This is a genomic window from uncultured Pseudomonas sp., from assembly GCF_913774235.1.
In the GTDB taxonomy this organism is placed as follows: domain Bacteria; phylum Pseudomonadota; class Gammaproteobacteria; order Pseudomonadales; family Pseudomonadaceae; genus Chryseomonas.
The window spans coordinates 461,316-473,670 of record NZ_CAJYDW010000005.1 but is presented as its reverse complement, the minus strand read 5'-3'; the positions used below and the strand labels follow the sequence as shown (position 1 = coordinate 473,670).

At 66.3% G+C, this 12,355-nt stretch carries 10 protein-coding genes; 5 read left to right on the top strand and 5 right to left on the bottom strand.

Annotated elements, in window-relative coordinates; genetic code table 11:
* Positions 1 to 141: 141 nt before the first annotated feature.
* Positions 142 to 681: a nuclear transport factor 2 family protein gene (locus QZ471_RS04575; protein ID WP_295461253.1), complete on the top strand. Its 540-nt coding sequence runs from the start codon at positions 142 to 144 to the stop codon at positions 679 to 681.
* A 34-nt stretch (positions 682 to 715) separates the two neighbouring features.
* Here the strand turns inward: QZ471_RS04575 and QZ471_RS04570 are convergent, their stop codons facing one another.
* Entirely contained in the window at positions 716 to 1,345 is a 630-nt protein-coding gene (locus QZ471_RS04570; RefSeq protein WP_295461251.1) for a TetR/AcrR family transcriptional regulator, read from the bottom strand.
* A gap of 173 nt (positions 1,346 to 1,518) precedes the next feature.
* Between QZ471_RS04570 and QZ471_RS04565 the strand changes: the two genes are divergently transcribed.
* A complete protein-coding gene (locus QZ471_RS04565) occupies positions 1,519 to 2,664 on the top strand; it encodes an MFS transporter (RefSeq protein ID WP_295461466.1) in 1,146 nt (381 codons plus the stop codon).
* Between the two features lie 179 nt (positions 2,665 to 2,843).
* Here QZ471_RS04565 and QZ471_RS04560 read toward each other — a convergent pair whose 3' ends face one another.
* From QZ471_RS04560 to QZ471_RS04545, 4 genes are read right to left on the bottom strand one after another with little or no spacing between them, the layout of a single operon-like run.
* The gene (locus QZ471_RS04560; RefSeq protein ID WP_295461250.1) at positions 2,844 to 3,590 is read right to left on the bottom strand and encodes a gamma-glutamyl-gamma-aminobutyrate hydrolase family protein; all 747 of its coding nucleotides are present in this window, start codon (positions 3,588 to 3,590) and stop codon (positions 2,844 to 2,846) included.
* Positions 3,591 to 3,635: 45 nt separating this feature from the next.
* Entirely contained in the window at positions 3,636 to 4,913 is a 1,278-nt protein-coding gene (locus tag QZ471_RS04555) for an FAD-binding oxidoreductase (protein WP_295461248.1), read from the bottom strand.
* Between the two features lie 55 nt (positions 4,914 to 4,968).
* Positions 4,969 to 6,462, bottom strand: a complete 1,494-nt coding sequence (locus QZ471_RS04550) for an aldehyde dehydrogenase (RefSeq protein ID WP_295461246.1) — start codon at positions 6,460 to 6,462, stop codon at positions 4,969 to 4,971.
* 11 nt (positions 6,463 to 6,473) lie between these two features.
* A complete protein-coding gene (locus QZ471_RS04545; protein WP_295461245.1) occupies positions 6,474 to 7,856 on the bottom strand; it encodes a glutamine synthetase family protein in 1,383 nt (460 codons plus the stop codon).
* 203 nt (positions 7,857 to 8,059) lie between these two features.
* Here QZ471_RS04545 and QZ471_RS04540 point away from each other — a divergent pair, with 203 nt between their 5' ends.
* The 3 genes from QZ471_RS04540 to QZ471_RS04530 all read left to right on the top strand — a co-directional run bounded on the left by QZ471_RS04540 (position 8,060) and on the right by QZ471_RS04530 (position 12,081).
* Entirely contained in the window at positions 8,060 to 8,947 is an 888-nt protein-coding gene (locus tag QZ471_RS04540; protein WP_295461243.1) for a LysR family transcriptional regulator, read from the top strand.
* A 352-nt stretch (positions 8,948 to 9,299) separates the two neighbouring features.
* A complete protein-coding gene (locus QZ471_RS04535; RefSeq protein WP_295461464.1) occupies positions 9,300 to 10,508 on the top strand; it encodes a serine hydrolase in 1,209 nt (402 codons plus the stop codon).
* A 400-nt stretch (positions 10,509 to 10,908) separates the two neighbouring features.
* Positions 10,909 to 12,081, top strand: a complete 1,173-nt coding sequence (locus QZ471_RS04530; RefSeq protein ID WP_295461241.1) for an MFS transporter — start codon at positions 10,909 to 10,911, stop codon at positions 12,079 to 12,081.
* Positions 12,082 to 12,355: the final 274 nt, after the last annotated feature.

The window sequence follows — 12,355 nt, the reverse complement described above, 5'->3', positions numbered from 1 at the left end:
TGGCGTCAAGGCGCGCTAACCGGAGTGTCCAGCTGCGGGTCGGTTATGCGGACGCCGCCAGCGGCCTAAGGTGGGTTCCAGGCGGGTACCCTTTGCCGGCGCCGCCGTCCACCTCATTCCGTCCTGCACGAGCGTACTGCCATGAATCCAGCCAAACGTCTGACCGGGAGCGCGCTGCTGTCGCTCGCATTCCTGAGTGCTCCCTGGAGCGGCGCCGCAGCCGCCGAATCCACCGCTGAACGCAACCAACGCCTGGTCGAACGGGCTTTCGCCAATTGGAGCGCGGGTCGCGGCAGTCTGTTCGACGACCTGCTCTCGCCCAGGGTGGTCTGGACCATTCAGGGCAGTGGTCCGGCAGCGGGCATCTACCATGGCCGCGAAGACTTCCTGGAGCGCGCCGTGCGCCCCTTCGCGCAGCGCCTGGCCACGCCCATCGTGCCCCGGGTCCAGGGCATCTGGGCGCGGGGAGACCAGGTCGTGGTGCGCTGGAAGGGCACGGCCACCGCGGGCGATGGCGCGCCCTATCGCAACGAATACGTCTGGATCTTCAAGATGGACGGGGAACGTGCGACCCAGGTCGAGGCCTTTCTCGACCTCGTCCCCTATCAGGACGTCATCGACCGCATAGCCCTGGCAGACCCCTCGCCTGCCGCGCTCAGGGGAGAGCGACAGGCGCCTTGACGCCCCGCCCTGCGCCAAGGCGCAGAAATCCGGCTCAGGCGATACCTTGCGCAGGCGGCCGCTGACTATCCCAGAGCGTCATCGCCAGGCCGATGGCGCCCTCGATCACAGGCAACGCCACGCCATCTCTTGCCATGGGTGAAATGCCCAGCAGCAAGCCTTCGAACAGCGTCGCCAGGACAGGCGCATCGGTGCCTGCCGCGAGATCGCCGCGGTCGATACCGCGCCTGACGCAGGCCAGCAGGCCGGCGCGGATCCGAGCACGGGCCTCGCGCAGGGGGAGCGGAATGCTGGAGTCTTCATCCGCATAGGAGCCCAGGGTGCCGAGCGCCACCAGGCAGCCCTTGGGCAGGCGCTCATCGCACTGCATCCGCGCGGAACGCCCGAGGGCCGAGGCGATCGCCTCCCGCGGGGCCAGGGTCTCGTCGAACAGCGGATCGTTCACCCGGCCATGGGTCTCCATGTAACGGGCGACCACTTCCTTGAACAGCGCCTCCTTCGAACCGAAGGCCGCATAGAAGCTGGGCGCGGTGATGCCGCCGCCGATCGCCGCCTTGAGCCGACTCAGGGAGGTCGCCTCATAGCCATAGCGCCAGAACAGCAGCATCGCGTCATCGATTGCCTGGGTGCGGTCGAAGGACCGCGGACGCCCCATCTGAGCCACAGCCGTACTCCTCGTCAGACACGATTTTTATACTAGTCGATACAGAATTAATTGACCAGCCGGGAGACCTGCTGCTTAGATATATACCGATCGATACATATCTAAGGAGCCTAGCCGTGACCGCGACCCCCAATCCTGAACGCCTGCCAATAGCCGCGCTGCTGGCGCTGGCGATGACCGGTTTCATCTGCATCATGACCGAGACCCTGCCCGCCGGCCTGCTCCCCGAGATCGCCCAGGGGCTCCAGGTCTCCAATTCCCTCGCCGGGCAGACGGTGACGGCCTATGCCGCCGGCTCGCTGACTGCTGCCATCCCCCTTACCCTGGCGACGGCGCGCTGGCGGCGACGCCGGGTGCTGTTGGCGACGATCCTGGGCTTTCTGCTGTTCAACACCCTCACCGCGCTCTCCTCCAGCTATCCGCTGACCCTGGTCGCCCGCTTCGCCGCCGGAGCCGCGGCAGGCCTCGCCTGGAGTCTGCTGGCCGGCTATGCCCGGCGCCTGGTAGTGCCGCGCCTGCAAGGGCGGGCGATGGCCATCGCCATGCTCGGTACGCCGGTCGCCCTGTCACTGGGCGTGCCCCTGGGGACCTGGCTGGGTGGGCTGCTGGGCTGGCGGCTGGCCTTCGCCTGCATGTCCGCCCTCACCCTGGGCCTGATCGTCTGGGTCCTGGCCAAGGTGCCCGACTATCCAGGGCAGGCCGAGGGCCAGCGCCTGCCGCTGCGCCAGGTGTTCGCCACACCCGGCATTCGCGCCATCCTCGGCGTGGTCTTTACCTGGATGCTGGCCCACAACCTGCTCTACACCTACATCGCCCCCTTCGTCGCCCAGGCCGGGCTGGGCGATCAGGTCGACCGGGTACTGCTGACCTTCGGGGCGGCCTCGTTACTGGGAATCTGGATCACCGGGCGGATCGTCGACCACAGCCTGCGGCGGGCCGTGCTGGTGAGTCTTGCCGGCTTCGTCGCGATCGCGCTGCTGCTGGGACTCAACCGTGACTCGGCGCTGCTGCAGTACCTGGGCGTCTTCGGCTGGGGGCTGACGTTCGGCGGCGCGGCCACCCTGCTGCAGACCGCCCTGGCGGATACCGCGGGTAGCGGCGCCGATGCGGCCCTGGCGATGAACGTGGTGACCTGGAACAGCGCCATCGCTGGGGGCGGCATCCTCGGCGGCCTGCTGCTGGACGGCATCGGCCCCCAGGCGCTGAGCTGGGCGGTGGTGGCCTTATCCCTGAGCGCTCTGGCCATCGCCAGCTGCGCCCGGCGCCACGGCTTTCCCGCCGGCACCCGGGCAAGAGCTTCAGCGATTATGGGTCACTGACCTTACCCAGCTCGCCCCATTCAGCCCCGCGGGAGCCGGCGGCCAGGCCCTTGGCGGACGGATCGGCCAGGGCTTGCAGCCCGGCGGTGTCCGAGCCGCCGGCCGGCGTACCCTTGCGCTGTTCGGTCCTGGGTCTCTGCCCTTTTGTTGGAATAGTTATCGAGCGTGCCGCGCGGTGCCTAGCGCGCCGCGGCGTAACGCTGGCAGGCATCCCGGAAGGCGCTCAACAGCGCCAGGGATTCGGGGTTCTCACGGAAATTCCACTCGGGATGCCATTGCACACCGACGACGAAACCGGGCGCATCTGGGAGCGAGACGCCCTCCACCAGGCCATCCGGCGCCACGGCCTCGATGCGCAACCCGCTGGCCAGGCGAGCTATGCCCTGGCTGTGCAGGGAATTCACCTGGAAGCTCGCCGGCAAGCCAAGACGCTCGAATACGCCGCCCGGCGGCACCGCGACCGGATGCGTGGGCGCGTACTGCTCGGCCAACAGCTCGCTCTGGGGCTCGCGGTGATCGTCATGCCCGGGCAGCTCCTGCACGCGCTGGTGCAGGCTGCCGCCCAGGGCCACGTTCAGCTCCTGGAAGCCGCGGCAGATGCAGAACACCGGCACGCCCCGGTCGATGGCCAGGCGCAGCAGCGGCAGGGTGTAGGCATCCCGGGAGACATCGTGCTGGGTACCGGCGAGACTCGCCGGCCCCTGGTAGTGCCGGGGCTCGACATTGGACGGCGAGCCGGTGAACAGCAGGCCGTCCAGGTGCTCCAGCAACGCCAGCGGATCGCTCGGCACGCTGCGCGCCGGCAGCATCACCGGCAGCCCGGCATGGCCGGCCGCTTCGACGTACTTGTCGCCGACGGTATGGGAATCGTATTTGCCGAGCAGTTGGCGGCACGCCGTCACGCCGATCAGGGGCATACGGGACATGGTCTTTCTCCAGAAGGTCGGCCCGCCCGCGGCAGGCGGACGCGGTCAGATACCCAGGCGATCACGCAGCTGGTAGTAGGTCGCGCCGAGCGCGGTGAGGGGCACGCGCAGCAACTGCCCGCCCGGGAAGGGGTAGTGCGGCAGGCTGGCGAAGGCATCGAAGCGCTCGGCCTGGCCACGCAGGGCTTCGGCCAGCACCTTGCCCGCCAGATGGGTGTAGGTGATGCCGTGGCCGCTACAGCCCTGGGAATAGTAGATGTTGTCGCCCAGGCGACCGACCTGCGGCAGGCGCGACAGGGTCAACAGGAAGTTGCCGGTCCAGGAGAAATCGATCTTCACGTCCTTGAGCTGCGGGAAGGTCTGCAGCATCTTCGGCCGGATGATGGCTTCGATGTCCGCCGGATCCCGGGCGCCATAGACCACGCCACCACCGTAGATCAGCCGCCGATCGGCGCTGAGGCGGAAGTAGTCGAGCAGGTAGTTGCAGTCCTCCACGCAGTAGTCCTGGGGCAACAGGCTGCGTGCCAGCTCCTCCGACAGCGGCTCGGTAGCGAGCACCTGGCTGCCGCAGGGCATGGACTTGGCCGCCAGTTCCGGCACCAGGCCACCCAGGTAGGCGTTGCCGGCGACCACGACGAAGCGCGCCTTCACCTGGCCATTGGCCGTATGCACCACGGGATGCGCCCCGCGCTCGATCCGGATCGCCGCGCTCTGCTCGTGGATCTTGCCGCCGAGGGAGGCGACCGCCGCCGCCTCGCCCAGGGCCAGGTTGAGCGAGTGGAAGTGCCCGCCGCTCCTGTCCAGCAGGCCACCGATGTACCGCTCGGTACCCACCACCTCACGGATGCCGTGCTCGTCGAGCAATTGCAGCTGGGTATGGCCGTAGCGCTCCCAGAGCCGTTGCTGGGCCTCCAGATGGCCCATCTGCTTGCTGGTGAAGGCCGCGAAGACACCGCCATCCTTGAGGTCGCACTGGATGTTATAGCGGGCGATGCGGTCGCGGATGATGCGACCGCCCTCGAAGGCCATCTCGCCCAGCAACTGCGCCTGCTTGGCCGGCAGTTGCCGCTCGATGACGTCGATGTCGCGGCTGTAGCTGTTGACGATCTGGCCGCCGTTGCGCCCCGAGGCGCCGAAGCCGACCCGCGCCGCTTCCAGCACCGTCACGCTGAAGCCGTGCTCCAGCAGGAACAGCGCGGTGGACAGGCCGGTATAGCCGGCGCCGATGACGCAGACGTCGGTCTCGACGCTGCCCTGCAGCACCGGGTATTCGGTGTGGAGATTGCGCGAAGCCGCGTAGTAGCTGCTGACATATTGTTGCATGGTGAAAATCCTCTGCTTGCGGCACCCGCCTGTGCGCCGGTGCCGCCGCGCCTGCTCAGAGCTTGATCCAGGTCGCCTTGAGTTCGGTGTATTTGTCGAAGGCGTGGAGCGACTTGTCGCGTCCATTGCCAGACTGCTTGAAGCCGCCGAAAGGCGCGGTCATGTCGCCACCATCGTACTGGTTGACCCAGACGCTGCCGGCCCGCAGGGCCCGCGCCACGCGATGGGCACGGGAGAGATCGCGCGTCCAGACGGCGGCCGCCAGGCCATAGGGGGTGTCGTTGGCGATGCGCACGGCCTCCTCTTCACCGTCGAACTCGATCACCGCCAGTACCGGGCCGAAGATCTCTTCCCGGGCGATGCGCATGGCGTTGTCCACTCCCTCGAAAATCGTCGGGGTGACGTAGCTGCCGCCGGTCTCGGCCAGCGCCTGCACGCCCCCGCTCACCAGCCGCGCGCCCTCGGCATGGCCGGCTTCGATGAAGCCCAGCACGGTGCGCAGATGACCCTCGTCCACCAACGCGCCGACGCGGGTGTCGGGATCCAAGGCATGGCCGGGCGCCCAGCCCCGCAGCGCCTCCACCACCAGTGCCAGAAAACGCTCCTTGATCGAGCGCTCGACCAGCAGGCGCGAACCGGCCACACAGACCTCGCCCTGGTTGAAGGCGATGGCCGCCGCGGCCGCCTCGGCGGCTGCCGCCAGGTCCGGGGCATCGGCGAAGACGATGTTGGGACTCTTGCCACCCGCCTCCAGCCAGACGCGCTTCATGTTCGACTCGCCGGCATAGACCAACAGCTGCTTGGCGATGCGGGTGGAGCCAGTGAAGACCAGGGTATCCACGTCCGGGTGCAGCGCCAGCGCCTGGCCGACGGTATGGCCGTAGCCGGGCAGCACGTTGAACACGCCCGCCGGAATGCCCGCTTCCAGCGCCAGGCCGGCGATACGGATGGCGGTCAGCGGCGACTTCTCGGACGGCTTGAGGATCACCGAGTTGCCGGTGGCCAGCGCCGGACCGAGCTTCCAGCAGGCCATCATCAGCGGAAAATTCCAGGGCACGATGGCCGCGACCACCCCAACCGGCTCGCGGGTCACCAGACCGAGCTGGTCGCGCGGGGTCGGCGCCACCTCGTCGTAGACCTTGTCGATGGCCTCCGCGCTCCAGCGGATGGCATTGGCCGCCCCCGGTACGTCGATACCCAGCGAATCGCTGATCGGTTTGCCCATGTCCAGGGTTTCCAGCAGGGCCAGTTCCTCGGCATGGGCCATTAGCAGGTCGGCGAAGGCGATGAGTACCCGCTTGCGTTGCGCCGGCGCCCGATGGGCCCAGTCGCCTCGCGCGAAACTCGCCCGCGCAGCCTGCACTGCGAGCTCGGCATCCTCGGCCATGCAACTGGCCACCTGGGCCAGGTGGCGACCATCCACCGGGCTCAAGTCGGCGAAGGTGGCACCGCCCAGGGCGGCCTGGTAGCGGCCGTCGATGAAGGCACGGGATTCGAGGGTCAACGTCTGGGCACGCTGCTCCCAGTCCTGTCGCGTAAGCCTGGTCATGATCACGCTCCTTAGACGGTATGCAGATACCAGTTGTATTCGAGGTCGGAGATGGTGGTTTCGAACTCCTCCAGCTCGGCTTCCTTGCAGGCGACGAAGATGTCGATGTACTCGGGGCTGATGTACTGGTTCATCACCGCGCTGTCGTCCAGCTCACGCAGGGCATCGCGCAGGTTGTTCGGCAGACTCTGTTCGAGCTGCTCGTAGGAGTTGCCGCTGACCGGCGCGCAGGGTTCCAGGCGCTGGGTCATGCCGTGGTGAATGCCGGCGAGGATCGAGGCCATCATCAGATAGGGATTGGCGTCGGCCCCGGCGACGCGGTGCTCGATGCGGATCGCCTCGCTGCTGCCGGTCGGTACCCGCACCGCCACGGTGCGGTTGTCCAGGCCCCAGCTCGGCGCATTGGGCACATAGAACTGGGCGCCGAAGCGGCGGTAGGAGTTGACGTTCGGACAGAGGAAGGCCATCGACGCCGGCAGGGTTTCCAGGATGCCGGCGATGGCATGACGCAGCGGCGCATGGTGCTCGGGATCGTCGGTAGCGAAGATGTTCTGCCCGGTCTGCTTGTCCAGCAGCGAGATGTGCACGTGCAGGCCGTTGCCGGCTTGGCCGGGATAGGGCTTGGCCATGAAGGTGGAATCCATCTCATGGTCGTAGGCGATGTTCTTGATCAGTCGCTTGAGCAGCACCGCATAGTCACAGGCCTTGATGGCGTCCTCGACGTGATGCAGGTTGACCTCGAATTGCGCCGGCGCGGACTCCTTGACGATGGCATCCGCCGGTATCCCCTGCTCCTTGGCACCTTCGAGCATGTCCTGCAGGCAGTCGACGTATTCGTCCAGGTCATCGATCAGATAGACCTGGGTGGAGACCGGTCGCTTACCGGAGATGGGCGAGCGTGGCGGCTGGGGTCGGCCGTTCACGTTCTCCTGGTCGATCAGATAGAACTCCAGTTCGAAGGCGGCACAGATGGTCAGGCCCAGGTCGTCGAACTTCTTCACCACCCGGCGCAGCACCTCGCGCGGATCGGCGAAGAACGGCGAGCCGTCCTGCTCGTGCATGGTCATCAGCAACTGCGCGGTCGGCCGCTTCTGCCAAGGCTCGTAGCTCAGGGTGCCGGGGATGGGAAAGCAGGTGCGGTCGGCATCGCCGATGTGCAGGCCCAGGCCGGTGCTTTCCACCGTGGAGCCGTTGATGTCCAGAGCGAACAGCGAGGCCGGCAGGTTGATGCCGCGCTCGTAGACCTTGGACAGACTGGCCCGCTCGACGCGCTTGCCCCGGATGACGCCGTTCATGTCGGTGATCAACAGATCGACGTACTGGATCTCGGGGTGCTCCTTGAGAAAGCCGTTGGCCTCGGTGAGCTGGACGACACGGGGGGATATCGAATTCATGAGGGGCATCCTTGACGCTGGCCCACTTCGTTGTACCGGCTGGTGCGGTTCGGGCAGCGTTGCTGTGGGTGGTGGTTCCTGTGGGCGTCGACCCCGTCTGGCGAGGTCCGCCTTTCCACCTGATTGCCCTGGAGGGGCCCGACCAGTATAAGTTGGCATGAGCGCAACCCATATCGGCGAATCGGCAAAGGAAGAATGCACGAATGCAATATCAAATCGGTCATGCCGATCTCAAGCTGATCCTCGCCCTGGTGCGCGGCAGGACCTTGGCCAGAGCCGCCGAGCAGTTGCAGGTCGACGTCTCCACGGTGTTCCGTGCCATTCGCAAGCTCGAAGCCAATCTGCAGGTCGCGCTGTTCGACAAGAATCGGCGCGGGTACACCCCGACCCAGAGTGCCAAGGCCCTCGCCGAACAGGCCGAACGTGCCGAGCAGGCCCTGGAAGCGGCGCGCATCGCCCTCACCCAGGGCGAAAACGTCATCAGCGGCACGGTCCGCCTGACCTGCACCGACGCCGTGCTGCGCAGCCTACTCCTGCCGGGCCTCGCCGAACTCATGCCGCGTTATCCCGCGGTCGCCCTGGAAGTCGCCACCTCCAACACCTTCGCCAGCCTGAGCCGACGGGATGCGGACATCGCCATCCGCCTCTCGAATGCCCCGCCCGAACACCTGGTCGGGCGGCGCCTCGGGCGCAGTTCCTACTTCGTCTGCGGCCACGAGCGCTATCGCACTGGCTACGGCCAACTAGCCACCGAGTTGCCCTGGATCGCTCCAGACGACTCCCTGGCCGATCACGTCTCGGTCACCTGGCTCAGACAGGCCTATCCCAGCCTGAGGCCCCGCTATCGCTGCAGCAGCATGTCCGCCGTAGGCGAGCTGGTGGGGTCGGGGCTCGGCATAGCGGCCCTCCCCGACTTCATGATCAGCAGTCTGGCCGGCGTCGAACGCCTGAGCGCCGCGCTCGCTGGCTGCGACACCGACATCTGGCTGCTGACGCGGCCGGACAACCTGTCGCTGCGCTCGGTACAGACCCTGTTCGACCAGTTGGCGGAGTCGCTCCGGGCGCGGATAGCGGCGGTCCGTGAGGCCTGAGTCGGCGCGCCCATCTTCATCGGCGAAGGTCGCGACACCTGGCCAGATGACGCAGCCGACAACCCCTAGCTGACCTTTGCGCTGGCGACCCTCGACGTCTGGATGCTCGCCAGTGCCAACCGCCCTTCCAAAGCGCCGACCCGGCCTGACCGGTCAGCCCGTCCTACCAGGCCCTCCGCCTGGCGAGAAAGATGGCTAAAAATTCATCGATAAAATATTTTATTGACTAAAAATTTTAACAGAGATAATTATTTCCTGTACCTGCTCGGTGCAGGGCTATCTCTTCAGGAAGAGCCAGATGAACTCTATTCTCGACCGCTCCCTGGTTTCCCGGTCACAGGAAGTCAGCGAGATGTACGACCAACCAGAACAAGCTCCCGTACTGATGCAGGGCTTTCCCGCAGCGCCGCCCCAGCGGGTGACCTGGGGCAACTGGATGTCGCCCCCCTTCAACCGCTGGGGCTTCCGCAACCTGGCACGGCTGCGCCCCACCATCGAAGTCGCCGCCGGGTCGCAACCCAGCTCGGTGCTGGCACCGGCCCCGGTGGCGCTCGAGGAGTTGAGTTTCGAGAGCCTGTGCGGACGCACCGTCAAGGTGCTCGACCACCTGCGCGCCAGCAAGACCGATGGCTTCCTGGTGCTGCACAAGGGACGCGTGGCCTATGAGCGCTACTTCAACGGTCAGGCCACCAGCGACCGCCACATCATGTTCTCGGTCACCAAGTCGCTGATCGGCCTGCTCGGTGAACGTCTGGTCCACCAGGGCGTGCTCGATCCCCAGGCGCAGACCCAGCATTACGTACCGGAATTGGTCGGTAGCGCCTTCGGCGACGCCACCGTGCGCCAGCTGTTCGACATGGCCGTCGGCGTTCACTACAGCGAGGTCTACGACGATCCCACCTCGGAAAGCTCCCAGTACGGCTACGCCTGCGGCTTCAAGCCGACACCCGCCGAATACGCCCAGTACGAATCGCTCTATCAGTACCTGCCTTCGCTACGCAAACGCTGCGCACACGGCGGGCTGTTCCACTACGTGACGGCCACCACCGAGGTGCTGGCCTGGGTCATGGAGCGCGCCAGCGGCGTGGCCTGCGCCGAGCAGTTGCAAGCGGTATGGCAGCAACTGGGCTGCGAGCGCGATGGCTACTTCATGGCCGACCCCTGGGGCCGTAGCGTCGCCGGCGCCGGCTTCAACGCCACGCTGCGCGACATGGGTCGTTTCGGCCTGATGCTCGCCAACGACGGTCGGGTCGAAGGTCGCCAGGTCATCGAACAGCCCGTGATCGAAGCGATCGCAGCCGGCTCGGACCCGGCCATCTATGGCGCTCGCAAGGACTTCGCCGAGTGGACGCCAGGCGCCTCCTATCGCAGCCAGTGGTACGTCTTCAACGACCACAGCCCAGCCATCATGGCCAGCGGCATCCATGGCCAATACCTGTTCGTCGATCAAGCCTCCGACGTGGTGATCGTCAAGCAGTCGTCGCTGCCCGATGCCGTCACCGAGTTGGATATCGACACCGTGCGCATGCTCAGGGCCATCACCGCCCATCTTCGCGGCTGATTCGACCACTACAAGATCCAAGCGCGCTGGTTCGCCGGCGCCGCTGCCTGCGATGTCAGGCCTGCGGTAGCCCCTTGGCTATCGCTCTCTGCCCTGTAACAAAAAAATCAAACAGGAGCTTCCTTTGTTCACGTCAACGCACGTTTCCCGCGTATTGCTTGCATTCGACTTTCCGCCGTCCTGTCAACCGGCGGGGTATCCGTTCGAGCGCAAGAAACCCCACGTCGAGACCCTAAGGGCGATGGGCGGCGGTCAGCCGTAACGCGCAGGGTGATCCAGACCGCCGATCAGCTCGCCCTGCACGGCCACCCACACGCCTGATCGACACCCCTCATCGCCATTCATGACATTTCACTGGAGCAGTAGGCCACCCCGTGGCCGCGCCGGCGGGTAACCAACCATGACCATCACCAAGCAAATCCTCATACGTGCCGCCTGCATCTTCATTGCCTCGGCCTCGATCCTCGTCATCGGCGTGCAACCGATCTTCATCGGGTTGCTGACCGAGCGACTGAGCCTGACCCTGGCGCAGCAGAGCTGGACCATGTCCGCCGAAATGTGCGGCTCCGTCGTCGGTACGCTGCTGTACCTGCCGATGATCCGCTTTCTCGGCCCCCGGGCCATCGCCCTCAGCACGGCCCTGTTACTGTTGTTCGCCAACGCCGCGACGGCCGAGGTCACCCAGCTCGACACACTGCTGGTGCTGCGTGGCCTCGCCGGCATCTCGGCGGGCGTGCTGTATTCCTACGCCATCTACTGGCTGGGCCGCATGCGTGGACAAGATCGTTCCTTCGGCATCCTGATGTTCGCGCAGAACGCGCTGTTCTCGACCAGTGCGGTGACGCTGCCGGTGATCGCCGCCTGGCAGGGGTTCTCGGGGGCGATCTATTACCTGGTCGTGTGGTTCGTGTTCGTCTGCCTGGCGTGCTTCTGTCTGCCGCTCAAGCAGAGCGAAGAGGAGCAAGACGCCGCCAGCGAGCCCCTGTCGTCCGGGCTGCCCCTGATCGGCGTTTGCTCGCTGCTCGGCATGCTGTTCCTGCAACTGTCGATCTACTCGTTGTGGGGCTTCGTCGAGGGCATCGCCAGCGATGCCGGCGTGGCGCCGGTGGATATCGGCTGGGCGATCAGCCTGGGACTGCTCGGCGGTCTGCCCGGTGCAGCCCTGCCCAGCGTGGCCGGCCGGCGCCTGGGTCGCGCCCGGATGATCCTCGTCGGTTCGATGAGCGTGCTCGGCGCCATCTACCTGCTGGCCACCCGCATCCACACGGCCACGGACCTGATGATCGCGGTGTTCCTGATGAACTTCGGCTGGAACCTGGCGCTGTCCTACTACATGTCTTCGGTGGTGACGAACGACCCGACCGGCCGCCTGACCAAGCTGATCGGCGTGGTGCAGGTCGCGTCGGCCGCCGCGGCGCCGACCTTGCTGAGCCTATTCATCGAAGGTAACGACCGGCATAGCCTCTTCACGCTGTCCTCGGGTGCCATCCTGATCGGCTGCGTCCTGTTGCTGGGCACGCTGGCACTCGACCGTCGCCAGCGGCTTGGCAAGCCCCTGGATCATCCGGCCTGAACACCGATCTGAATGGGCCGGACGACCAGGGGGGCCGCTTACAGGCGCCCTCGCCGTCTGGCCCAGTCGGGCGCGCAGGCGTGCCGGTGGCGAGCCACTGCAGCCGCCAATGATGCCTTTCCCACACCCTGGTCAGCCTAGAAGAAGCCCTCTCCGTCGAAAAGTGCGTCCTCTGGCAACCCAGGCGCGTACCTGAACTCGCCAGCCTTCTGCGGAACCCTGGGAGAACCGTCCTGCTCTTGCCCATCGCCTGGGTAGCTTTTTTACCTATACT